At 54.7% G+C, this 21,642-nt stretch carries 21 protein-coding genes, 1 tRNA gene and 2 pseudogenes; 13 read left to right on the top strand and 11 right to left on the bottom strand.

Features of this window, described 5'->3' with window-relative positions:
• The first annotated feature begins 58 nt into the window (after window positions 1–58).
• The 7 genes and pseudogenes from BJJ97_RS17680 to ccmI all read left to right on the top strand — a co-directional run bounded on the left by BJJ97_RS17680 (window position 59) and on the right by ccmI (window position 5,321).
• The gene (locus tag BJJ97_RS17680; protein WP_095995395.1) at window positions 59–799 is read left to right on the top strand and encodes a heme ABC transporter permease; all 741 of its coding nucleotides are present in this window, start codon (window positions 59–61) and stop codon (window positions 797–799) included.
• Entirely contained in the window at window positions 796–1,017 is a 222-nt protein-coding gene (gene ccmD / locus BJJ97_RS17675; RefSeq protein ID WP_095994806.1) for a heme exporter protein CcmD, read from the top strand. The genes BJJ97_RS17680 and ccmD overlap by 4 nt, the downstream gene beginning before the upstream one ends.
• Complete coding sequence (ccmE, locus tag BJJ97_RS17670) at window positions 1,014–1,496, top strand: cytochrome c maturation protein CcmE (RefSeq protein ID WP_095994805.1); 483 nt, start codon at window positions 1,014–1,016, stop codon at window positions 1,494–1,496. The genes ccmD and ccmE overlap by 4 nt, the downstream gene beginning before the upstream one ends.
• Window positions 1,493–3,446 (top strand): annotated as a pseudogene (locus BJJ97_RS17665) (heme lyase CcmF/NrfE family subunit). Before ccmE ends, BJJ97_RS17665 begins: the two are co-directional and overlap by 4 nt.
• A complete protein-coding gene (locus BJJ97_RS17660) occupies window positions 3,443–4,000 on the top strand; it encodes a DsbE family thiol:disulfide interchange protein (RefSeq protein ID WP_095994804.1) in 558 nt (185 codons plus the stop codon). The pseudogene BJJ97_RS17665 and the gene BJJ97_RS17660 overlap by 4 nt, the downstream one beginning before the upstream one ends.
• On the top strand, window positions 3,997–4,455 hold the full coding sequence (locus BJJ97_RS17655; protein WP_095994803.1) for a cytochrome c-type biogenesis protein: 459 nt from the start codon (window positions 3,997–3,999) through the stop codon (window positions 4,453–4,455). The genes BJJ97_RS17660 and BJJ97_RS17655 overlap by 4 nt, the downstream gene beginning before the upstream one ends.
• Complete coding sequence (gene ccmI, locus BJJ97_RS17650) at window positions 4,452–5,321, top strand: c-type cytochrome biogenesis protein CcmI (RefSeq protein ID WP_095994802.1); 870 nt, start codon at window positions 4,452–4,454, stop codon at window positions 5,319–5,321. Before BJJ97_RS17655 ends, ccmI begins: the two co-directional genes overlap by 4 nt.
• 596 nt (window positions 5,322–5,917) lie before the next feature.
• Here the strand turns inward: ccmI and napC are convergent.
• From napC to napF, 7 genes and pseudogenes are all read right to left on the bottom strand, one after another.
• A complete protein-coding gene (napC, locus tag BJJ97_RS17640; protein ID WP_010276503.1) occupies window positions 5,918–6,520 on the bottom strand; it encodes a cytochrome c-type protein NapC in 603 nt (200 codons plus the stop codon).
• 8 nt (window positions 6,521–6,528) lie between these two features.
• Window positions 6,529–6,981, bottom strand: a complete 453-nt coding sequence (gene napB, locus BJJ97_RS17635) for a nitrate reductase cytochrome c-type subunit (RefSeq protein ID WP_095994800.1) — start codon at window positions 6,979–6,981, stop codon at window positions 6,529–6,531.
• Window positions 6,978–7,840: pseudogene (gene napH / locus BJJ97_RS17630) on the bottom strand (quinol dehydrogenase ferredoxin subunit NapH). Before napH ends, napB begins: the two are co-directional and overlap by 4 nt.
• Window positions 7,827–8,519, bottom strand: coding sequence for a ferredoxin-type protein NapG (napG, locus tag BJJ97_RS17625; RefSeq protein ID WP_095994799.1), 693 nt, complete (start codon window positions 8,517–8,519; stop codon window positions 7,827–7,829). Before napG ends, napH begins: the two are co-directional and overlap by 14 nt.
• Window positions 8,520–8,524: 5 nt before the next feature.
• Window positions 8,525–11,011: a nitrate reductase catalytic subunit NapA gene (gene napA, locus BJJ97_RS17620; RefSeq protein WP_095994798.1), complete on the bottom strand. Its 2,487-nt coding sequence runs from the start codon at window positions 11,009–11,011 to the stop codon at window positions 8,525–8,527.
• Complete coding sequence (napD, locus tag BJJ97_RS17615; protein ID WP_095994797.1) at window positions 11,008–11,328, bottom strand: chaperone NapD; 321 nt, start codon at window positions 11,326–11,328, stop codon at window positions 11,008–11,010. Before napD ends, napA begins: the two co-directional genes overlap by 4 nt.
• On the bottom strand, window positions 11,325–11,861 hold the full coding sequence (gene napF, locus BJJ97_RS17610) for a ferredoxin-type protein NapF (RefSeq protein ID WP_095994796.1): 537 nt from the start codon (window positions 11,859–11,861) through the stop codon (window positions 11,325–11,327). Before napF ends, napD begins: the two co-directional genes overlap by 4 nt.
• A gap of 247 nt (window positions 11,862–12,108) precedes the next feature.
• On the opposite strand from napF, the gene narQ reads away from it, so the two are divergent.
• Together narQ and narP are read left to right on the top strand one after the other, a co-directional pair.
• Window positions 12,109–13,854 carry a nitrate/nitrite two-component system sensor histidine kinase NarQ gene (gene narQ, locus BJJ97_RS17605; protein ID WP_099606223.1) on the top strand — a complete coding sequence of 582 codons (1,746 nt, stop codon included), beginning with the start codon at window positions 12,109–12,111 and terminating at the stop codon, window positions 13,852–13,854.
• Window positions 13,855–13,927: 73 nt separating this feature from the next.
• Window positions 13,928–14,560 (top strand): nitrate/nitrite response regulator protein NarP, encoded by a 633-nt coding sequence (gene narP / locus BJJ97_RS17600; protein WP_095994795.1) that lies wholly within the window; start codon window positions 13,928–13,930, stop codon window positions 14,558–14,560.
• A 67-nt stretch (window positions 14,561–14,627) separates the two neighbouring features.
• On the opposite strand, the gene BJJ97_RS17595 is transcribed toward narP, so the two are convergent.
• Entirely contained in the window at window positions 14,628–15,590 is a 963-nt protein-coding gene (locus BJJ97_RS17595; protein ID WP_095994794.1) for an AEC family transporter, read from the bottom strand.
• A 137-nt stretch (window positions 15,591–15,727) separates the two neighbouring features.
• Here BJJ97_RS17595 and BJJ97_RS17590 point away from each other — a divergent pair, with 137 nt between their 5' ends.
• Window positions 15,728–16,615 carry a LysR family transcriptional regulator gene (locus tag BJJ97_RS17590; RefSeq protein ID WP_095994793.1) on the top strand — a complete coding sequence of 296 codons (888 nt, stop codon included), beginning with the start codon at window positions 15,728–15,730 and terminating at the stop codon, window positions 16,613–16,615.
• Window positions 16,616–16,692: 77 nt separating this feature from the next.
• Here BJJ97_RS17590 and BJJ97_RS17585 read toward each other — a convergent pair whose 3' ends face one another.
• Window positions 16,693–17,079, bottom strand: a complete 387-nt coding sequence (locus BJJ97_RS17585) for a hypothetical protein (RefSeq protein ID WP_095994792.1) — start codon at window positions 17,077–17,079, stop codon at window positions 16,693–16,695.
• Window positions 17,080–17,335: 256 nt separating this feature from the next.
• Window positions 17,336–17,412 (bottom strand) — tRNA-Val (locus BJJ97_RS17580).
• 365 nt (window positions 17,413–17,777) lie between these two features.
• On the opposite strand from BJJ97_RS17580, the gene BJJ97_RS17575 reads away from it, so the two are divergent.
• A complete protein-coding gene (locus BJJ97_RS17575) occupies window positions 17,778–18,092 on the top strand; it encodes a DMT family transporter (protein ID WP_095699728.1) in 315 nt (104 codons plus the stop codon).
• A gap of 590 nt (window positions 18,093–18,682) precedes the next feature.
• A complete protein-coding gene (locus BJJ97_RS17570) occupies window positions 18,683–19,474 on the top strand; it encodes an HAD-IIB family hydrolase (protein WP_095994791.1) in 792 nt (263 codons plus the stop codon).
• A 47-nt stretch (window positions 19,475–19,521) separates the two neighbouring features.
• On the opposite strand, the gene BJJ97_RS17565 is transcribed toward BJJ97_RS17570, so the two are convergent.
• Complete coding sequence (locus BJJ97_RS17565; RefSeq protein WP_095699726.1) at window positions 19,522–20,295, bottom strand: DeoR/GlpR family DNA-binding transcription regulator; 774 nt, start codon at window positions 20,293–20,295, stop codon at window positions 19,522–19,524.
• A gap of 79 nt (window positions 20,296–20,374) precedes the next feature.
• Here BJJ97_RS17565 and BJJ97_RS17560 point away from each other — a divergent pair, with 79 nt between their 5' ends.
• The gene (locus BJJ97_RS17560) at window positions 20,375–21,640 is read left to right on the top strand and encodes a metallophosphoesterase (RefSeq protein WP_095994790.1); all 1,266 of its coding nucleotides are present in this window, start codon (window positions 20,375–20,377) and stop codon (window positions 21,638–21,640) included.
• Window positions 21,641–21,642 lie beyond the last annotated feature (2 nt).

Genomic DNA, 21,642 nt, shown 5'->3' with positions numbered 1-21,642 from the left:
TCAGGATCGCCTTCATCGTCCCGCTGGGATGAGTTTTACGCAGAGTGAGCACACGATTATGTTGAAAAAGAACTATCAGCTTACGCAGCCGGATCGCCTTTATGGCCTTTGCGGCAGGCTTATCCCCTGGTTTGCCCTGCTTAGCGCGGCGCTGTTGATCGGCGGTTGCCTGCTGGGATTTGGATTTGCGCCCGCGGATTATCAGCAAGGGCAAGGGTATCGCATCATGTACGTGCACGTGCCGGCGGCCGTGTGGTCGATGGGCGTCTATGCCGTGATGGCGATATGTGCGCTTGTCGGGATAATTCGGCAGTCAAAAACGGCGGAGCTTGCCGTGGCGGCGATGGCACCCGTTGGCGCGGTGTTTACCTTTATTGCGCTCACGACGGGCGCCACCTGGGGGAAACCGATGTGGGGAACCTGGTGGGTCTGGGATGCGCGTCTGACGTCGGAACTCGTTCTGCTGTTTCTGTATGTGGGCATCATCGCGCTCTACAACGCGTTTGACGATCGCAGCCTTGCAGGTCGTGCTGCGGCCATTCTGGTGCTGGTGGGCGTGGTGAATTTACCCATCATCCATTTCTCGGTCGAGTGGTGGAATACCCTGCATCAGGGATCGACAAAAATGCAGAAAACCATCGATCCCGCTATGCGTCTCCCGCTGCGAATCATGATGTTAGGGTTTATGAGTTTATTCGTGACGTTGTCACTGATGCGGTTACGTAACTTGATACTGGTGCAGCAGCGCCGTGCGCCCTGGGTGGCTGCGCTGCTTAATAAAGGAGGGATAGCACGATGAACATCGCTTTCACAAGTTGGCAGGATTTCTTTGCGATGGGCGGCTATGCCTTTTACGTCTGGCTGGCCGTGGTGCTAACGCTGCTACCGTTGAGCGCATTGGTCAGTCATACCCTCTTGAACCGTCGCGCATTGCTGAGCGATATCCGCCGCCAGCAGGCGCGTGAGCAGCGCAAGAATACGGCTCGCCAGTCGGAAACGAGGGAGGTGACGCAATGAGTGCTCCGCGTAAAACCCGCCTCTATGCCATTCTGGCCGTCGTCTGTGGCGCGGTGTTGACGATCGCGCTGACGCTCTATGCGCTGAGTTCAAATATCGATCTCTTTTATACGCCCAGTGAAATTCTTTACGGCAAGAATGAAACGCAGGAAAAACCGGCGATTGGACAGCGTTTGCGCGTCGGCGGCATGGTGATGCCGGGCAGCGTACGTCGCGACAGCCAAAGTCTGGAAGTCCGCTTCACCGTTTATGATGCGCAGGGTTCCGTCGATGTGACCTATAACGGGATGCTGCCGGATCTGTTCCGCGAGGGGCAAGGGGTGGTGGCACAAGGCATTCTGGACACCGACGACCATATTATGGCGAAAGAAGTGCTTGCCCGACATGATGAAAACTACACGCCGCCGGAAATCAAAGCGGCGATGGAAGGACAAAACGGTCATGCACCAGCAGCGGCCACAGAGGGTAAACGGTTATGATGCCTGAAGTGGGCAATTATCTGCTCTGTCTGGCGCTGGGCGTTGCGCTGTTGCTCAGCGTGTATCCGCTGTGGGGCGCATCGCGTCAGGATACGCGTCTGATGGCGCTGGCGCGTCCGCTTGCCTGGGCGCTGTTTGCATGCATTTTGGCGTCTTTCCTCGTGTTAGTGCATGCGCTGGTGATCAATGATTTCACCGTTCTCTACGTAGCCAACAACTCGAATCGCGCGCTGCCAGTGTGGTATCGCGTGGCGGCGGCGTGGGGCGCACATGAAGGATCGCTGCTGCTCTGGGTGCTGCTGATGAGCGGTTGGACCTTCGCGGTGGCAGTATTCAGTCGTGGGATGTCGCTGGATGCGGTCGCCCGTGTGCTGGCCGTCATGGGGATGATTAATGTCGGCTTCTTGCTATTCATCATTCTGACGTCGAATCCCTTTACGCGCACGCTGCCGGACTACCCGATTGACGGGCGCGATCTCAATCCGCTGTTGCAGGATGTCGGGTTAATCTTCCACCCTCCATTGCTCTACATGGGCTATGTCGGGTTTTCCGTGGCATTTGCGTTTGCGGTCGCCTCGCTGCTGGCTGAGCGACTGGACAGCGCGTGGGCTCGTTGGTCGCGGCCGTGGACGCAGGCGGCGTGGTCATTCCTGACGTTGGGTATCGTGCTCGGTTCGGGCTGGGCATATTACGAACTCGGCTGGGGCGGCTGGTGGTTCTGGATCCGGTAGAAAATGCGTCATTGATGCCGTGGCTGGTGGGCACGGCGCTGCTGCACTCGCTGTCGGTCACCGAAAAGCGCGGCAGCTTCAAGGCCTGGACAGTGTTGCTGGCCATCGGCGCGTTCTCACTCTGTCTGTTGGGAACGTTTCTGGTACGTTCCGGCGTTCTGGTATCGGTTCACGCGTTTGCCTCCGACCCGGCGCGCGGCATGTTTATTCTCGCGTTTCTGGTCATTGTCATCGGCGGCTCTTTACTGCTGTTTGCCATCAAAGGCAATCGGGTACGGGCGCGGGTCACGAACTCGCTCTGGTCGCGTGAAACCTTCCTGCTCGGCAATAACCTGATCCTGATGGCGGCTACGCTCGTGGTGCTGCTGGGAACGCTGCTGCCGCTGGTGCATAAACAGCTGGGCTTAGGCAGCATCTCGATTGGCGCACCGTTCTTCAACACGATGTTCACTCTGTTAATGGCACCGTTTGCCTTACTGCTGGGCGTGGGGCCGCTGGTTCGCTGGCGGCGCGACGAGCCGCAAAAACTGCGCAAGCTACTGCTGATTGCGCTGGCCGTGACCGCCGCGTTGTCGCTGCTGCTGCCGTGGCTGTTCCAGGATTCCGTTGTTGCCATGACGGTGGTCGGCCTGTCGATGGCGCTGTGGGTGTTCTTCTTAACGGTGTACGAGCTGCATACCAGTTCCACCCGTCGTCATGGTCTGTTGCGCGGTTTGACCATGCTCTCACTGAGCCAATGGGGCATGGTGTGCGGCCATATTGGGCTGGCGGTGACGGTGGTAGGCATCGCCTTCAGCCAGAATTATAGCGTTGAGCGGGATGTGCGGATGCGGGCTGGCGACAGCATACAAATCCACGATTACCGTTTTACGTTTCAAGGCGTGCGTGATGTCGTGGGGCCGAACTGGCAAAGCGCGAAAGGGACGATTGAGGTAACGCGCAACGGCAAACCGGAAGCGACGCTGAAGGCGGAAAAACGCTTCTACAACACCAGCGGCGCGATCATGACGGAAGCCGCCATTGATGCGGGTGTGACGTGCGATCTCTATGCAGCCTTGGGTGAAAAGCTGGATGACGGTAGCTGGGCGGTGCGGCTGTATTACAAACCGTTTATCCGCTGGATTTGGTACGGCGGGGGCTGATGGCATTAGGGGGCATCCTGTGCATGTTTGACCCGCGCTATCGCCTGCGTCGCGCCGTTCGGGAGACAGCATCATGAGCCGTAAGATTTTGTTAATCCCGCTCGTGCTGTTTTTACTGCTGGCCGTTGCCTTGTTGTGGCAACTGGTGCGTAACAGCGACGGTGACGATCCGATGCGGCTGGAGTCCGCCCTGATTGGTAAACCGATTCCCGCGTTTCGTCTTGAATCGTTGGATCAGCCGGGGAAAGTTTATAACCAATCTGAGCTGAGTGATGGCAAGCCGCTGCTGCTGAACGTCTGGGCGACCTGGTGCCCGACGTGCCGCGCGGAGCACCAGTTTCTCAACACGCTGGCGGCGCAGGGAATTCGCGTCGTGGGCATGAATTATAAAGATGAACGCCCCAAAGCGATTGAATGGCTGAAGACGCTGGGCAACCCCTATGCGATGAGCCTGTTTGATGGCGACGGCATGCTGGGGCTGGATTTGGGCGTGTACGGTGCGCCGGAAACGTTCTTGATCGACGGGAAGGGCATCATTCGCTATCGCCATGCGGGCGATCTCAACATGCAGGTGTGGCAAGAAACGCTGCAACCGCTGTGGGAGAAATACAGCAAGGAGGGCGGCGCATGAGAGTGCTGAGTTTCCTTGGTGCGCTGCTGCTGTCGTTCAGCGTGCTGGCGACCTCCGAAGTATTGCGTTTTGACAACGACACGCAGGAGCAACAGTTTCGTGAATTAACCATGCAACTGCGCTGCCCGAAATGCCAGAACAACAGCATCGCTGATTCCAATTCGATGATTGCTTCGGATATGCGGCAGAAAGTGTATGAGCTGATGCAGCAGGGACAAACGAAAGAGCAGGTTGTCGATTATATGGTGGATCGTTACGGCTATTTTGTGACGTATGAACCGCCGATCACGCCTTTTACTATCCTGCTGTGGCTGCTGCCTGCGCTATTTTTGGCGTTGGGCGCAGGGATGATTATCCGGCGTGCACGCCGCATCAGAAGTGTCAAAGAACCCATGAGTGAACAGGATAAAAAGCGCTTGCAGATGTTGTTGGGACGTGAGGAGAAATCGGAATGATGTTACTGACAACCGTCATTGTGCTATCGCTGATTGCGCTTTCCGCGATGCTGCTTGCGCCGTGGTCGTCACGGGGCGAATACGATCGCGATGCGATCAATCAGGCGCTGTATCGCGACCGTCTGCGTGAGCTTAATGGGGATGTTGCCAATGAGCAGGAACGTGCTCAACTGGTTGAAGAGCTTCAGCATACGCTGTTGCAGGATATTCCCGTCGGCGCGAAGGCACAACAGCGTCCGCTAAACCGCTGGGTTTTGCTGCCGGGCATGCTGCTGCTGGTTATCGTCAGCCTCGGCGTGTTCTGGAAAACCTCGGCGGTTAATCGCGTGCAGGAATTGCAGCAGGTTGTGGCATTAACGCCGGATCTGATGAAGCGAGCGCTGGACCCTGACGCTGAACCGCTGACCATTGAAGAGGTCGCACGTCTCGGCCTGGGATTGCGTAGCCAGCTAGAAACGCAGCCAGACAATGTACAAGACTGGTGGATGCTGGGGCGCATTGCGGGCTTGCTGAATAACTACGACATGTCCGTGCAGGCGTTTGCCAAGGCATTCCAGCTCGATCCGAAAAATACGGATCTGGCGCTGGATTATGCCGATCTGCTGTCTCGATCCACCGATCCGCGTGATAGCCAGCGCGGTGGTGACATGCTGCGTGAACTGATGAATTCCGGCTCGACCAATGTGCGCGTGCTGAGCCTGCTGGCTTTCAATGCCTATGAAGCCCAGCGCTATCAGGACGCGATTGAGGCCTGGCAAATGATGCTGAAACTGCTACCGCAAAACGACACGCGCCGCGCGGTCATCGAGCGCAGCGTGGTGCAGGCGAAAGCGTCACTGTCGGTGCAGGCGACTACTGGGAAGTAAGCCCTCTTTTTATCTTCATCATCAATAGCGGAAGGGCGATATATCGCCCTTTTGTTGTTTCTGTTGTTACGGTGCTTGCTGTTTCTATTGCTACGACGAAGGTTTCGTGCGCATTACCCACGGTTTTTTCTGCAACCGTTGCAGCACCCGCCCGAAAAGGGGCGGCTAAGGCCGCTCTCAGCACAGACGGAAACATCCGCCCTAAAATGACAATATATTAAGTTCAATCTTTTGATTTTATGGGGTAAGTTCGCGTAAAGAATTACGCTGAGGTGAGCGTAGCCGCCGGATGAGCGGCATGGACGCCGCGAAAGTCTGCGCCGTGCCGGGAGCACGTCGCAGGCGGTCCGATCAGCGGATACGAACGCCGAAGGCACCGCGAAGCGGCGTAGTTGCCCGCGAAAAGCCAGGGGTCGCGGGGCGACGGCAATTGAGCCGCCCCGCGTCGGGCGCGTGCGACGCGAGTTGCAGAAATTCACGCGGCTTGTTGCGCACGAAACCTTCGCTGTAATTACAAAAATATTTGAGAGGAACGGATGCTTCCGTTTGTGTTGAGGACGGCATACGCCGTCCCTAGTGTTACTTCGAAGCGCGGGTTATAACCCGCTTTTGACGCCGTGCATGTCCGGCAGTTTGTGTGCGATGCCTTTGTGGCAATCGATACAGGTTTGACCGAGTTTTATCGCTTCGCTGTGTTTTTCCGCCGCGACCGTTTTTTGCCCTGAGAAGTCCATGTAGTCAAAGTTGTGACAGTTGCGGCATTCCTGAGAATTGTTATTTTTCATGCGCCGCCATTCGCTCTGCGCCATCGTCAGCCGATGGGCTTCAAATTTTTGTGGCGTATCAATCGTGCCCATTATCTTGCCGTACAGCTCTTTACTGGCCTGAATCTTACGCACCATTTTCGGCACAAACTCATGCGGAACGTGGCAATCCGGGCAGGTGGCGCGCACGCCGCTGCGGTTACTGTAGTGCGCGGTTTCCATATATTCCTGATAGACGGTATTGCGCATTTCATGACAGCTGATGCAGAACGCCTCGCTGTTGCTCATTTCCATGCCTTTCTGGGATGTCGCCAGAAAGAAAATACCGCCCGCGAAACCGATAATGAGCAATGTTCCCAGCGCCAACCGACTTGGGCGGCGCCACCATTGCCACAGCTGGCGCAACAACCGTCCCACTTTTCCTGGTTGTTTCATAGCAAACCTCACTGACCAAAGCCTTTAGAAGGGGTGAACGTGTTACCGGTAATCGGCGAACTGTCCGCTTGCGGCACGTGGCATTGCAGGCAGAAATGGCGAGCAGGTGCGACATTGCTCAGCACTTTGCCGTCTCTGTCGACAAAATGGGTCGGGCTGACGCGGGGGGCGCTGGTGGAACGATAGCTCTCCACGCCGTGACACTGTAGGCAACGGTTAAAGGTCGGGGTGACCTGATAGCCATCCACGCTATGCGGGATCATCGGTGGCTGGTTGACATAGTTGAGCGCCATACGCTCCTGCTGCTTCGGCATCCGGCTATTTCCCGGCTGTGTCGCGGCGACTTCTGGCGATTGGCTTAAATCGACCTGTGCAGTAGCGATTGCACTGCCTATTATTGTACTGCCCATTATCGCCAGGGCGGTGATCCAGCGAAACCATCCCATTCTCAGGCTTTTCATGACTTTGCTCCCGATTTCCATCTAAGGGTTATTTTAAAAACGTCTTCAGCGCAGACATCAATACAGCGTCCGCATGTTATGCAGTCTCGGTCAGTCACCTGTGCCGGACTGTGTTTATCAAGCAAGGGGGCGCGTAGCACCTGTGGCTCTGGACAGACATGAAAGCAGTCCATACAGCGCGTACAGCGTTCACGCTCAGTGGCATCCACAACCAGCGCGCCTTTACCGCCAAGCGCACCATACAGCGCGCCAGTGGGACAAAGGTGTCCGCACCAGCCATGTTCCACGACCCACAAATCAAACAGAAATAGCGCCAGCAACAGCCAGATACCTGCCCCAAACCCGAAAATCAGCCCGCGACCCATCAGTGAAACCGGGTTGACCCATTCCCACAGCAGCCCGCCCGTCAGCGCACTCCCTGCCAGAATAAGGATCAGCAGCAGATAGCGTAGATTGCGGGGATCGTCGCCGAGGCCGTGATGCCGAAACGACGACGCAGCCAGGCGGCTAAATCGGTGAGCGGATTAACCGGGCAGACCCAGCTACAGAACAGGCGCTTGCCTGCCAGCGCATAGCTCAGCGCAATAATCAGCGCACCGACCAGCGCGAGGGTGGTGGGCAGATGGCCGCTAGCCAGACTTTGCAGCACCATCAGCGGATCGCTGAGTGGCACGGTGTCGAGCAAGCGGCTGGCGCTGTAGTTACCACGCAGGATCCAGAACCCTAACAGCGGGCCGCTGAGAAACATGAGCAGCACCAGAGACTGAGTCAGACGGCGTAAGACCAGCCAGCGGTGGCTGCGCCACCAGCCTTTTTTCGCCTGAGCTTCTCGTCCGGCGTCTTGCTTACGATTTGCCATCGCGTGCCTCCAGCCAACTGAAACGGTAGTGATGTCCGAGTTCGCCTTTTGCCAACGCGCGCGGTAAGACTTTGATCGCTGGCTGTTCCAGCACGCAGGCTTTTTCACATTTGCCGCAGCCAGTACAGACATCGCTATGCACCGTAGGCAGAAAACGGGCATGTTTTCCGGTACGGGCATTGCGCTCTGGCTCCAATGTGATGGCGCTATCGATGAGAGGGCAGACGCGATAGCACACATCGCAGCGTAACCCCTGATAGTTCAGGCAGTTTTCCTGATCTAACAGCACCGCTAATCCCATACGGGCATCATCAATCGTGTCTAACGGCTGTAACGCACCGCTGGGGCAGGCGACCACGCAGGGAATGTCCTCACACATCTCACACGGGATATCGCGTGCAACAAAGTAAGGGCTGCCGGCGGCGGAACCGGAGACCAGCGTTGCCAGCTTCAGCGTGTCGTACGGACAGGCCTGAACACATTGGCCACAGCGTATGCAGGCACCGGAAAACGCCGCCTCAGACAGTGCACCCGGTGGCCGCAGCCGGAGTACGTCTGCCTGAGCGCGTCGCTGCTGAATGCCGAGAATCGTCACCGCTGCTGATAAGCCAGCAACGGCGCGGACGGCGTCACGCAGAAAGCGACGGCGAGCGGGTGATGAATTCTCCGGGCGTGCCATGTGCGCTACACCTTAGCCAGCTTGACGGCGCATTTCTTAAAGTCCGCTTCTTTCGACAGCGGATCGGTCGCATCCAGCGTTAGGACGTTGGTCATCTGTGCGGCGTCGAAGAACGGCATATACACCAGGCCGCGCGGCGGTTTATTACGGCCACGTGTCTCAACAATCGAGACGACTTCACCACGGCGCGAGATAATGCGGACTTTCTCACCGCGACGCAGATCGCGCGTTTTGGCATCCTGCGGGTGCATAAACAGCACGGCCTCGGGGAAGGCGCGGTGCAGCTCTGGTACACGACGCGTCATGCTGCCGGTGTGCCAGTGCTCCAGAACACGACCGGTGGAGAGCCAGAGATCGTATTCTTCGTCCGGCGCTTCGGCGGCAGGCTCGTACGGCAGCGCGAAAATCACCGCCTTGCCATCTGGTTTGCCGTAGAAACGGTAGGCTTCTCCCGCTTTGACGTAAGGATCGTTTCCTTCGCTGTAACGCCATTGCGTTTCTTTGCCATCAACCACTGGCCAGCGCAGTCCACGAACTTTGTGGTAGGTATCGAACGGTGCCAGGTCGTGACCGTGCCCACGACCAAACGCGGCGTATTCTTCAAACAGGCCTTTTTGCAGGTAAAAACCGAACTCGCGAGATTCATCGTTCAGCTGGTTTTCCGCTAACTCGCTGAGCGGGAAGCGCGTGGTGACATCGTTCGCAAACAGCACGTCGTAGAGTGTCTTGCCGCGATAGGCTGGTTTCTGCGCCAGGAGTTCTTCCGGCCACACGTCCTCGATGGCGAAGCGCTTGGCAAAGCTCACCACCTGCCACAGATCCGATTTTGACTCGCCCGGTGCTTTAACCTGCTGACGCCAGAACTGCGTCCGGCGCTCGGCATTGCCGTAGGCACCTTCTTTTTCCACCCACATTGCAGTCGGTAAAATCAGGTCAGCAGACAATGCGCTGATCGTCGGGTAGGGGTCGGATACGACGATGAAGTTACGTGGATCGCGCCAGCCGGGCATACGTTCCTGATTGATGTTCGGGCCGGCCTGCATGTTGTTGTTACACATCACCCAATAGGCATTCAGCGTGCCATCTTTCAGCGCCCGATCCTGTGCGACGGCGTGCAGGCCGATCTTTTCAGGAATCGTGCCTGTCGGTAGCTGCCACAGTTTTTCCGCTATCGCGCGGTGTTTCTCGTTGGTTACCACCATGTCCGCAGGCAGGCGGTGGGCGAAGGTGCCGACTTCACGCGCGGTGCCGCAGGCAGACGGTTGACCGGTTAACGAGAACGGCCCGCAGCCCGGTTGAGAGATCTTGCCCGTCAGCAGGTGGATGTTATAAACCAGATTGTTAGCCCAGACGCCGCGCGTGTGCTGGTTAAAGCCCATCGTCCAGTAGGAGATCACTTTCTTCTTCGGATCGGCATAGAGTTTTGCCAGCGCTTCCAATTGATCGGCGGGAACGCCGCTGAGCGCGACCGTTTTTTCCAGCGTGTAGTCGGCGACAAAGGCTTTGTATTCTTCAAAACTCATCGGCTCAGACGCATCGGAACCGGGGTTTTTCGCCGCTTTTTCCAGCGGGTGCGTCGGACGCAGCCCGTAGCCGATATCGGTCACGCCTCGGCGCAGGTTCACGTGGCGGGTAAAGAAAGCCTCGTTCACCGCATTGTTTTGGATAATGTAGTTGGCGATATAGTTGAGAATGGCCAGATCGGTTTGCGGCGTAAACACCATACCGTTATCCGCCAGCTCAAAACTGCGGTGCTGATAGGTGGACAGCACGGCGACGGTGACATTGCTGTTCGACAGTCGACGGTCGGTGATGCGCGACCAGAGGATCGGGTGCATCTCCGCCATGTTAGAGCCCCACAGTACAAACGCATCGGTCTGCTCGATGTCGTCGTAGCAGCCCATCGGCTCATCCATACCGAAGGTACGCATAAAGCCGACGACCGCCGATGCCATACAGTGGCGCGCGTTGGGGTCAATGTTGTTGGAACGGAAGCCCGCTTTGAACAGTTTGGCGGCCGCATAGCCTTCCCAAATGGTTGATTGCCCAGAGCCAAACATTCCTATCGCGTTCGGGCCTTTCTCCTTCAGGGCGGTTTTGAATTTCTCCGCCATGATGTCAAACGCCTGATCCCAGGAGATCGGCGTAAATTCGCCTTCTTTATCGAATTTTCCGTCGCGCATACGCAGCAAAGGCTGGGTCACGCGATCCTGTCCGTACATGATTTTTGGCAGGAAATAGCCTTTGATGCAGTTTAATCCACGGTTAACCGGCGCCTCGGGGTCGCCCTGGCTAGCGACGATGCGACCGTTTTGCGTACCGACCAGTACACCGCACCCAACGCCACAGAAGCGGCAAGGGGCTTTATCCCAGTGGATAGCATCCGACTGTTCGGTCACGGCACGAACCGCGGTGGGTATGGTGATGCCTGCGACCGCGGCTGCCGCTGCAACCGCGTTCGCCTTCATAAAGTGTCGTCGACTGAGTTTCATAGTATTTCCTCACCCTGAGCTTGTTGATCAAGAGGTTGTTCATCGAAAGCAAAAGATTGTTCATCAAAAGACGCTTCATCAAGCTGGTGATAAACCAGCGAAACCGCCAGTACGCCTGTAAGCTCGCGTATTGACGCTATTTGTTTTAACAGCGCGTCTTCTGAATCTGACTCCAGCACCACGACCATTTTTCCGGTATCGCTATCACTGGCACCTACCTCTAAATTGGGTTGCGTCGCTAACGCCTCGTCAACGGCCGCCAACTGCGCCGGGTTGACGTGAACCACTACACTGCAAACATGCCAGACTGTGCTCATCGGTTTTCCTGTTGCGTCGGGAGACGCGCTGGCGCGGTGTGATATCCCGCGGTGATTTTTTTCATCGAGATGGCGCTGACAGGGCACCCAGAAATACATGCGCCACAGGTAGTACAGGCGTCGTCATCGATAGACGGTGCAGCAACGCGCCCTAGGGCGGGACGAAACCGTATCGCGCCGGTTTCACACGCATCTTGACAGCTGCGGCATTCCACCTGATGCAGCGATAAACAGGCATCCTGAATTGTCAGGTGGTATTCCCATGGCGGAGTGTGGCTCTCCGCGAACAGCGCTTGTGGACACGCGCGAGCGCAGTCGTAGCAGAACGTGCATTCGCCGCGCTGAAAGTCGATGGTGGGGAAACCGCCCGAACCGCGCTGGATAATCCCGGAACCGCAGGCATCAATGCAGACGTTGCAGCGCGTGCACTGGCTCAGGAACTGGCTTTCTGCGCCGCTCCACGGCGGACGCAACGCGTTGTCTGCCCGCTGTAGGCCACCAGTCAGTAGGGAACGCCGGGAGAGGTTAGTCATGGCTGTTTGTCGCTCTGGTGCTCAATGAAATATCCAATAAAAAACACGCTGTTTTTGTAGGGGTTACACTATTCCTCTTGGGGTGTATGCGATAATCACCCTTTAGAGGTAAATGGGGGTGCCGGATCAAGCTTATGTGGGATTCGCGTCTCATTGGCTTGCGGGAGCGTGTGGGGATCGTGATAGTACGCTGAAATGTTGATCTACCTATTTAGAGTAGGTATGACGCCAAAGAGGATTACTCGTTGTGATGGTCAAACGTCCTGTTTCTACCAGCCTGGCTCGCGCGTTTTTTTATATCGCGCTGCTTTCATTCCTGACGACGGGCATTGCGCTGCTGACGTTAGCCAGCGGTTTACGCGATGCGGAAGCGATCAACGTAGCCGGTTCCATGCGCATGCAAAGCTATCGCATGGGGTATGACCTACAGGGTGATCGCGCAGCGTTAGAACCGCATCGCCGCCTCTACGCGCAAACGCTGGATTCCCCGGTTTTTCACCTGTTAGATCGCTGGTATGTGCCGCGCGATGTGCGCGATCGTTATGCCGCGCTGTTGCAGAGCTGGAAAACGATGGATGAACGCCTGAACGCAGGGGATCGGGTGTGGTATCAGGACAATATTGTCGGCTATGTCACGCAGATCGATCTCTTTGTGCTGGCGTTACAGCACTATTCCGAACGCAAGATGATGATAGTCGTTGTGACATCAATAATTGGCTCGATCACTATCTATATACTGATCTTCTTTACGCTGCGTCGCATCCGTCGTCAGGTAGTCGTGCCGTTGAATAAGCTCATGGCGGCCTGTACGTCCATTGAGAAGGGACGCTTTACCCATTCGCGGCTGGACGTCAATCTGCCTAACGAATTGGGATTACTGGCGCAAACCTTCAGTAATATGACTGACGAGCTGCAAAAACTTTACCGTTCTCTGGAAGATAAGGTACGGCAGAAAACGCTGCGCTTGCAGGAAGTGAACCGCATGCTGAAGGTGTTGTACAACTGCTCTCAGGCGATGAACGTCAGCACGATAGACCGGCATTGTTTTCAGCAGATTCTGCAAATTGTTCGCCGCTATGAAACGGTCGGTTGTCTGGAAATGCGGGTCGGGGAGAACTGGCGGTTATGTGAAGGCCAGCCGGATGAGCAGGCTGCGTGGCAGGCCTTGCCTATTCGTTTGCAAGAGGTCGAGTTTGGGCAACTGCGCTGGCAGGCATCAACGCAACAGCCGTCGGCGCAGCTGATGGAAAGCGTCGCCACTATGCTGGGTCGCGGACTCTATTTTAATCAGGCGCAGAAGCACTACCAGCAGCTGTTACTGATGGAAGAGCGCGCCACTATCGCGCGTGAACTGCATGACTCACTGGCTCAGGTGCTTTCTTATCTGAATATTCAGATGGCGTTATTAAAGCGTTCGGTTGCGGAAGAAAATGCGCAGGCCCGGCAGATCATCACCGATTTCGAGCAGGCGTTAAGCGATGCTTATCGTCAACTGCGCGAACTATTGGGCACATTCCGACTGACGCTGCAACAGGCCGATTTGCCGGCGGCGATGCAGGAAATGATTGAGCCACTGCGCACGCAGACCTCGGCGACCATCGCGATTGATTGCCGGATTCCTACGCAGGCGTTGGATGCATCACAGCAGGTTCACTTGTTGCAAATCATCCGTGAAGCGGTGCTGAACGCCATTAAACACGCGCAGGCGACGACGATTACCGTCAATTGCCGTACGCAGCCTGATGGTAGTCATTGTGTTGATATTCGTGATGACGGCTGCGGCATTATCAATCAGGAGGAACCTGCGGGACATTACGGCTTAAATATTATGCAGGAGCGCGCCGAACGGTTAGGAGGAAAGCTCTCTATTGGCCTCCACCCTGAAGGGGGACGCAGGTTAGCGTCTGTTTCTCGACGCCGACGACCGCGCGTGAACGCGACAACACGAACAATCTCTATCCTGAATAAATCGAGTGGGAAGCAGGCCGCTTGAGGTATGACGGCGATAAATCATAGACCATAATCATAAATAAAATAATAAGATCCATATTACATTGGGGCTGGGCATGTCAGAAAAACCATCTTATCGTGTTTTGATCGTCGACGATCATCCACTTATGCGCCGGGGAATCCGTCAGTTACTGGCAACCGATGCCATTTTTGATGTGATCGGGGAAGCCAGTAATGGCATGGAGGCGCTGAGCCTCGCGAATCGGGATTCTCCCGATATCATCTTGCTCGATCTCAACATGAAAGGATTGAGCGGGTTGGATACGCTCCACGCGCTGCGGCGCGATGGGATCTGCGCCCGCGTCATTGTATTGACGGTCTCCGATGCGCCCAGCGATATTTATGCGCTGATGGATGCGGGTGCCGATGGCTATCTGCTTAAAGATAGCGCCCCGGAACACTTGTTGGAGGCCATTCGTAACGGTGATGCCTTCAGCGAACAGGTGCGGGACGTGCTGCGCCACCGTATCGCCATAAAGGACACGCCGTCGCCCTTTACCGTATTGACGGAGCGCGAACTGGATGTGCTTCAGGAAGTCGCATCAGGACTATCCAACAAGCAAATTGCGAGTGTGCTGTATATCTCAGAAGAGACGGTAAAAGTGCATATCCGCAACATGCTGCGCAAACTCAACGTGCGCTCCCGCGTCGCCGCCACGGTGTTGTATCTGGAGACGCGCGGCCAGTAGGGTCGTTGAAACAGACAGACCGTGTGAATAGGGCTTCCGAATGACGTCCAGAAGCCCAAACGGTTATTCACAAAGGCGGAAAAAGGCTCAATACTGCGGGAATCGTGACGAGTGCGAGCAGTAGCGAGACGATGATCGATAGTGCGATCACATCCGGTTGATAATTATACTTCTTGGCAAACACATACACGCCAGCGCCAATTGGCTGCGCGGCCATCACCACGGCGGTTGCCAGCCAGATCCCCTGAGATTGTCCCATCCCGAATACATAGACGGCAGTGGCGAACGTGACGGCAGGCTGTATCACGAGTTTTAGCACAACCATCGGTAATACCGTTTTGCTGACCGTGACGTTCAGATGCTCTTTTACCTTCAGTCTGGCAAGGCCCAGTCCGAGAGCAAATAGCGCGGTGGGGCCCGCAGCATTGCCCAGAAAGCGCGCAAAGGATTCGATGACGACGGGGACCTGAATGTCGAGCAGGACGAACGCCAGACCGGCAAGCACTGAGATCGTTAATGGATTCTTCACGGTCGTCAGCGCCGAGCGTCCCACACTGTGAATCAGTCGCGTATTCGCGTCTGTCGCTCGTGTAGAAAACACATCCCAACTGACGATCACGGCCATGATGGCGGGGATATTATGCAGAATGGTTGCCATCGCTGCGGGTAGTGCCGCCTGTTCGCCATAGACTGAAATCAAAATCGGCACCCCCATGTATCCCGTGGTGCCATAACACGCGCCCATGCTAAGAAGGGAGGAGTGGGGCAATCCAATCCTCATGCGCTTCGCCAGCAACGCGGCAAGCATGTAGGACGCTGCAATTCCGCACAGCGTTGACAGCATAAAGCCCCACTGTTTCAGGTCGCTGGTGTCGGCACGCGCCACGGCAATAAACAATAAGGCTGGCAGCGAGATATACAAGACGTAGTCGTTGATTAACTTATCTGCTTGGCCGCTGTCGGGCTTTATTCTTCCATAACAATAACCAACGAGAATCACCAGAAATAAGGGGACGACAATCAAGAACATGGATGGGCCTCTTTTTTATATTTTTGAAGATATCGACCCGTGGATTTTGCGGGGTGTTTCATAAACCGCTAAATGAATTATGATGTGTTCATAATTGATTTAATCAATAGCGATAATCTCAAGAGGTCAGGATAACGGTGCGAGCACAGGTCGAGCGGATAGAGGGGCGTGGTATCACGCTGGAGCAGCTGCGTATTTTTGTCTCCATCGCGGAGTGCGGTGGCTTCGGACGCGCGGGTGAAGAGCTGGGACGGACGCAATCAACGCTGAGTGCTGGCCTGAAACGCTTAGAAGAGGATGTCGGCTGTCGCCTTATCGAGCGGCGTCAGGGACACATTCTCGGGTTGACCGAAGAAGGGCGACAGCTGCTGCCTGCCGCGCGTGACATCCTGCTACGTACGCATCGGGCCATCGGCGCGTTGCAGAAGTCCCCGATGACAGGCCGCGTAGCACTCGGCGTCCCGGATGATTTCGAGGTTAAAAATCTGCACGAAATCATTTCGCTATGTCTTGAAGAGAATCCTGGCCTAAAGGTGGAAATCACGGCGGCGTCATCGACCGTGTTGTCTTCGATGGTTGCTCAGCAACGCCTGGATGTCGTGATCCTCAAAGGGCTAGCAGGGCAGCCGCTGATTTCTGAAACAGAAAGAATTTTGCGGGTTGAATCCCTTCACTGGGTCAGTTCCGGTGCGGTGAATTTCAGTGAGATGGATGAAGTCCCTCTCGTCACGTTCCCTGATGGCTGTGTGATTCGGAAATGCGCGGTTTCTGCGCTGGAGCATGTCGGACGCCCCTATTACTTTTCTTATGTGAGCGGGTCTTTCGATAATATCCGCAGCGCGGCGGCAAAAGGGCTGGGGATTGGTTTACTGCCGAAAAGTGCGCTGTCCGAAGCTCTGTATGTTCTGGGGCCGGAAGATGGCGCTCCCAGCGTTCCGGCGATTCAGCTCGTGCTCAGCGTGACGCGACCCGGTAAACTCTACCAACAGTTTACCCGCTATATCGATCGGGCATTGGCGCAATAGGCTGAGGTCGGATTTTAGTTCTCGGTAATATCGATTATCGCGGCCAGTTGGGCCGCGGTGTTGCGTGCTTCGCTTTGTTAGCTAATTTTATTATCAACCTTTGGCTCAATTAGCCCTTGCTTCGTCAACTCTGACACAATGGCGCCCTTTGTTCTCTCAAAAGTTGTCGCCAGTTCGTCAATAGACGCGCCATTTTGGAATGTCGAGGCCAACAACGCCTTTAATTCATCATCCCATGAAATACCTGCATTTTTCGGGCGGCCTGCTTTAATATTGTCCTGCTGCTTTTCTTCGAGTGTCTTCTTAGGTTGTTTCTTGATTTTGATTGTATCCAACACGGTGAATAAGGCTCGAATGACCTGTGGGTTGTTGTATGGACTTTCCTCTGGTAAGACTTCTCCCGTTGCAGGATCAATGCCGTTTATCAATGCTGTTACGATATCTTTAGCTTCACTACGTTCCATATTCTCGTTGCCTTTCGAGTACTAACACGGATCATAAATGACGAATGGTTTTTCACGAATCGAGCCTAAAGGAAGGCAGATTCTTATCAAGAGCGACTCATAGCAGTAGCCTGAATCCAAACCAATTAGCAGATAAAGCAGATGAAAAATTTGGATTTAATTTGACTTAGATGAAATTAACAAGACACGAGTAAGGGAAATTTCAATTCACATTCATTAACCTACGGGCGTAGGGTAATATTTACAGAACATGAATTGGTACGACCGAGTGGACTCGAACCACCGACCCCCACCATGTCAAGGTGGTGCTCTAACCAACTGAGCTACGGTCGTACAGTAGATAACATCTTAATCAGTAACGTTTTGATTAGAATGCTTTTCTTCATTCCAGCATTTGGAATGGGCGCTATTATGGACGGCTCTGACGTTGGTGGCAAGCGCTTTGTTTATCATCCCCTTTCAAGTGTTGAATGTTTAGCCGAATTCGTCGGATAAAGCCGTTGCTGACGTAACGTTAAAAATTTCTCCCAGAAATTTTTATGCGATTTCGCCGCTTGGCGGATCGTTTGCGCAAAGACTTTACTCCCTGATAGCGCAACGTTATCGTATCGCGGCATAGCATCCTGACAGGGGACGACCCCTGACGCGAAAAGGATTCACGGGACGACCCCCTATTCGATGTTTAAGGAGAACAGGGTATGGCCTGGTTTCTATTAGCGCTTGCCGGTTTGTTTGAAATTGTCTGGTCTTACAGCATGAAACTGTCTGATGGCTTCACGAAAGTAGGCGCATCGGTTGTCACGATTGTCGCCATGATCGTCAGCTTTGCGCTGTTATCCATGGCGATGAAATCTCTTCCTCTAGGCACGGCTTACACTATCTGGACAGGGATTGGCGCGGTAGGGGCGTTTGTAGTGGGATTGGTCTTCCTGAATGAACCCGCAAATGCGATGAGGATTATCGCTGCGCTGTTGATCGTCAGCGGCTTGGTCCTGATGAAGCTGTCCTCATAGCGTATATACCCGTCATACTTCAAGCTGCTTGTGCGTTGGCTGCCCTTACTCACCCCAGTCACTTACCTGAGTAAGCTCCTGGGGACTCGAGCGGTTGCCGCGTTACAAGGCCATAAATTGGCCTTGCCCTAAAGGGTCAACGCAGAGCGTTGTTCAAAACGCTCACGTTTTGTCACGCAACTCGAATTATTTAGGGTATAGTTTTTGAATAACGCATTGCCTCTGAACGTCAGGTTTATCTTGATATGAACATCTGGCGTGTGGCAGGGCCATCGTCACCTGACTCTGCCACTTCCTCTCACTCTCTTGTTGCTCATTATTGATTAATTTTGCTCCTTGTTGCGTATTATCAATAAGTGCTATGCTGATTTCCGCGTAATATCTCAATAAATCTGTCGAAAGTGATTCTCATTAGTGTGCTGTATGCTCTTTTAAGTGTATTTACTACTTCATCGAGCTAAATCGAGCATTGCCGATTAATCATCACGTCAGTCATCTAACAACCGCACAAAAGCGATATCTCTTGGTTCAGGCAGGTTACGGCCTGACTCGCGGCTATCTGTGTACGTACAATCTGCAAGGGGAGTGGAATGATCAAGTTGGTAATTACCGATCTCGACGGCACGTTTCTTCACAGCGATGGCGATTACAACAGGGCCTTGTTTGCCGATGTTTATGCATTAATGAAAGAGAAGAACGTGCGGTTTGCTGTCTGCACAGGCAAGCAGTGCGAGCGGGTCGAAGCGCTTTTTGGCGATGATGCGAAAGACATCTGGATCCTGGGAGACAGCGCGACGCGCATCAAGTATCAGGGAGAATACGTTTACCAGTCACTCATCAAAAACCGCCTTGCCTTGAGCCTGATTGGCGTGTTGGAAAGCGTAGACGATCGGCACGTCGTCATCGGTTGTACCCCGCACGGTGCGATGGTGAAGGAAACGATCGATCCTGCTTTACTGGAAACGGTGAAAAAGTCGTACACCAATGTGACGTTGATCTCCAGCTTTGCTACCGTGACCGATGACTTTGTGAAAATCACGGTTTATGACCCAGAAGGGCACTGCCACGAGACGGCGAAGTACCTTGATGCGTTTCACGATCATGTCTATATCGTCGTCTCTGAAGCGGCCTGGATCGACATTGCGGATGTCGGCGTACACAAAGGACACACCGTAGACATCCTTCAGGAGAAATTGGCGATTAAGCTAGAGGAAACGATGGTGTTTGGCGACGGCTACAATGATATTGAGTTAATGAGCCGTGGGGCTTACAGCTTTGCGATGCGCAATGCGTTTGAAGAAACCAAAGCCTCGGCAAACTTTATTGCCCGCAGCAATGACGACGATGGGGTACTGAAAACGATAAAGCTGCTGCTTTCATAAAGTGAACTGCATGAAGCAAACCGGCAACCGCTGGGGCTACCGTTGCATTATCGGGCAATAATCACATCCAGATTTTTTTCGCTTAAGACGCTCTGGCAGGCAGGAGAGATTTCATCATCGGTCACCAGCGTGGTGATTTCATCACATGCAGCCACACGATAGCGCGTGAGGGCAGAGATCTTATTGGCGGTCAGGGCAACGATCACTTCGCTGCTGCGGGTCACCAGACATTTTTTGAATTCGGCATCGTCATATTCAAAAACGGTCAGGCCTTCATTGGCATCAAAGGCACAGCCTCCCAGCAGGCATTGATCGAAAAACATTTTCTCTAGCTGCCTGAGCGTATCGATACCAATCGCGCCGCCGACCTCTTTCTGGATCCTTCCGCCAAGAAAAATCACTTCTACATCCGGATACTGCATCAGCTCTGCTGCGATGATGGGCGAATTACACACGGCGGTAAACTTCAGGCCAGCCGGGATCTGTTTCGCCACGGCCAGATTGGTGGTGCCGGTGTCAAAGAAGACGCAGCTGTTGGGCTTTATCAGCGGGATGACGGCCTGAGCGATACGATCTTTCTGGGCAGCGTCGATGGTGGCTCGGCTGGCAAAATCAATCACCTCTGGCGGCATGCTGACCGCACCGCCGTAGACGCGTTTGCAGGCACCGGATTGCGCCAGTTCTTTCAGGTCACGCCGTATGGTGTGCTCGGATACGTTCAATTCACGTGAGAGCTGGGCGCAGACAACTTTGCCTTCCTCGCTGAGGATCTGCCTGATTTTGGATTGCCGTTGCTCGGGAAAGTCGGTGTAATCGAACATACATGTCCTTGGTTAATCAAAATGATGCACAACCTGCCGCCAGCGAGCAGGCTTCATTCGGGTCAATGATGTGTACAGCATGGAATTGCGCCATGTTAATCTGCACCTTCTGGCAACACAACACCTCTACCGCGTTGATCTGCAATGCGTGAGTCATAGTGTAAAATTTACGCGTCAATATACCGACATCACCGATAAAGAGAGAAAAACAGCCGTGTTTCATGTCATTACTGGGTTTATCGCCCTCTATGTTATCTGGCGTCTGGTCTGGCGCTTGCGTGTTGGTGTGCCTGTAAAGCGCATGCTGGCGGTGTTAGTGCTGCTGGCTTCGCAGCATCATCTGATTACGCGCACCTTTTTTGGCACGATGGCGTCGCCGGAAGTGCCCGCGTTTGTCCTGATGCTGCTGGGATGGGCGTTTGGCGCGCTGCTGATATCCGCATTCCTGCTGTTGGCCATCGATCTGCTCGGCGTCGTGGGGCGTCTGTTATCCCGCTCGGTTGGGCAGGTTCTACTGAACAATATGGCGCTGCGTGGCGGAATTGCCGTGGTGGCGATGGGACTGGCGGCGATTGGCGTTTGGGAGGCGGTGCGCATTCCTGAAGTGCGCACGGTAGAAGTCGAGTTGAAGCAGCTACCGCCTGCGCTGGATGGTTTCCGGCTGGTGCAACTCACGGATTTACATGCCAGTCGCCTGTTACAGCGCCCCTGGATGGAAGCGGTGGTGGCAAAAACTAACGCGCTTAAACCCGATCTGACGGTGATTACTGGCGATATGGCCGACGGCACCGTGAACGCCCGTCACGATGATATGGAACCGCTGCGTAGCCTGACCGCGCCACACGGCGTGTTTGCCATTGTGGGCAATCATGAATATTACGTGGAATATACGCAATGGGTGCAGCGGCTGAATGCTCTGGGCTTACGCATGTTACTCAATGAAAATGTATCGATCGGCCGCGATAATGCCGCGTTTGTACTGGCAGGGATCACCGATCGCACCGCCGCTGATTTTCAACAACAGCTGCCAGATACTGGCGCGGCGCTCAACGGAATAGCACCGGATACCGCCGTCGTTCTGCTTAGCCATCGGCCAACGGGAGCGAAAGAGAATGCGCGTGCTGGAGCGGATTTACAGCTCTCCGGCCATACGCACGGCGGTCAGGTGTTGGGTATGCATTGGGTGACGCAGATGGCGAATGAAGGGTATGTGTCCGGTAGCTATGACGTGGATGGCATGCATCTGTACGTGAGCAATGGCGCGGGCCTGTGGAACGGTTTTCCGATCCGCTTAGGGAAACGTGCCGAGATTACTCAGTTCATACTCCGTTCGCCGTCGCTGTAGTT

This window comes from Pectobacterium polaris (assembly GCF_002307355.1).
GTDB classification, from domain to species: domain Bacteria; phylum Pseudomonadota; class Gammaproteobacteria; order Enterobacterales; family Enterobacteriaceae; genus Pectobacterium; species Pectobacterium polare.
Note: the sequence above shows the minus strand (reverse complement) of the source record. Positions and strands in the feature narration are given on the sequence as shown.

What these genes read in the sequence shown, in the direction of transcription:
- BJJ97_RS17680 (WP_095995395.1), top strand. Translation starts at nt 59, where the DNA reads ATGTTGAAAAAGAACTATCAGCTTACGCAGCCGGATCGCCTTTATGGC.
- ccmD (WP_095994806.1), top strand. Translation starts at nt 796, where the DNA reads ATGAACATCGCTTTCACAAGTTGGCAGGATTTCTTTGCGATGGGCGGC.
- ccmE (WP_095994805.1), top strand. Translation starts at nt 1,014, where the DNA reads ATGAGTGCTCCGCGTAAAACCCGCCTCTATGCCATTCTGGCCGTCGTC.
- BJJ97_RS17660 (WP_095994804.1), top strand. Translation starts at nt 3,443, where the DNA reads ATGAGCCGTAAGATTTTGTTAATCCCGCTCGTGCTGTTTTTACTGCTG.
- BJJ97_RS17655 (WP_095994803.1), top strand. Translation starts at nt 3,997, where the DNA reads ATGAGAGTGCTGAGTTTCCTTGGTGCGCTGCTGCTGTCGTTCAGCGTG.
- ccmI (WP_095994802.1), top strand. Translation starts at nt 4,452, where the DNA reads ATGATGTTACTGACAACCGTCATTGTGCTATCGCTGATTGCGCTTTCC.
- napC (WP_010276503.1), bottom strand. Translation starts at nt 6,520, where the DNA reads ATGAAACAACCAGGAAAAGTGGGACGGTTGTTGCGCCAGCTGTGGCAA.
- napB (WP_095994800.1), bottom strand. Translation starts at nt 6,981, where the DNA reads ATGAAAAGCCTGAGAATGGGATGGTTTCGCTGGATCACCGCCCTGGCG.
- napG (WP_095994799.1), bottom strand. Translation starts at nt 8,519, where the DNA reads ATGGCACGCCCGGAGAATTCATCACCCGCTCGCCGTCGCTTTCTGCGT.
- napA (WP_095994798.1), bottom strand. Translation starts at nt 11,011, where the DNA reads ATGAAACTCAGTCGACGACACTTTATGAAGGCGAACGCGGTTGCAGCG.
- napD (WP_095994797.1), bottom strand. Translation starts at nt 11,328, where the DNA reads ATGAGCACAGTCTGGCATGTTTGCAGTGTAGTGGTTCACGTCAACCCG.
- napF (WP_095994796.1), bottom strand. Translation starts at nt 11,861, where the DNA reads ATGACTAACCTCTCCCGGCGTTCCCTACTGACTGGTGGCCTACAGCGG.
- narP (WP_095994795.1), top strand. Translation starts at nt 13,928, where the DNA reads ATGTCAGAAAAACCATCTTATCGTGTTTTGATCGTCGACGATCATCCA.
- BJJ97_RS17595 (WP_095994794.1), bottom strand. Translation starts at nt 15,590, where the DNA reads ATGTTCTTGATTGTCGTCCCCTTATTTCTGGTGATTCTCGTTGGTTAT.
- BJJ97_RS17585 (WP_095994792.1), bottom strand. Translation starts at nt 17,079, where the DNA reads ATGGAACGTAGTGAAGCTAAAGATATCGTAACAGCATTGATAAACGGC.
- BJJ97_RS17575 (WP_095699728.1), top strand. Translation starts at nt 17,778, where the DNA reads ATGGCCTGGTTTCTATTAGCGCTTGCCGGTTTGTTTGAAATTGTCTGG.
- BJJ97_RS17570 (WP_095994791.1), top strand. Translation starts at nt 18,683, where the DNA reads ATGATCAAGTTGGTAATTACCGATCTCGACGGCACGTTTCTTCACAGC.
- BJJ97_RS17565 (WP_095699726.1), bottom strand. Translation starts at nt 20,295, where the DNA reads ATGTTCGATTACACCGACTTTCCCGAGCAACGGCAATCCAAAATCAGG.
- BJJ97_RS17560 (WP_095994790.1), top strand. Translation starts at nt 20,375, where the DNA reads ATGGAATTGCGCCATGTTAATCTGCACCTTCTGGCAACACAACACCTC.